Source organism: Streptomyces sp. 4F14, assembly GCF_048159485.1.
In the GTDB taxonomy this organism is placed as follows: Bacteria; Actinomycetota; Actinomycetes; order Streptomycetales; family Streptomycetaceae; genus Streptomyces.
On the sequence record NZ_JBLRVY010000359.1, the window covers coordinates 1 to 324 of the forward strand.

Consider the following 324-nt stretch of genomic DNA (forward strand, 5'->3'; position numbering starts at 1 on the left):
CATGACGTACGTACCTCCTCGTCGGCCCGTTCTGCGGCTTGCGTCCAGCCGGGGCCGAGTCGAAGTTTCTCCCACGCGGCGTCATCGAGGGCGACCAGGCGGTCGGCGGTGTCGCGGGCGGGGGGTGGGGCGAGGTCGCCGGGGGTGGTGAGGGTGGCGGCCGCCCAGAGGTGGCCGTGGCGGAGGGCCTCTCGTACGGGCAGTCCGCGGAGGGGGGCGGAGAGGAACCCTGCGGCGAAGGCGTCACCGGCACCGATGGTTGACACGACGTCCACGGTCAGGGCGGGGGCGAAGGTGCTCGGCGTCTCGGGCGGGGCGGAGGTT

1 protein-coding gene is annotated in these 324 nt (G+C 74.1%); it reads right to left on the reverse strand.

The window, feature by feature from the left end:
- Window positions 1–324: PfkB family carbohydrate kinase (locus ACLZOT_RS51105; protein WP_416976131.1), on the reverse strand; the 324-nt coding region annotated here is incomplete at both ends.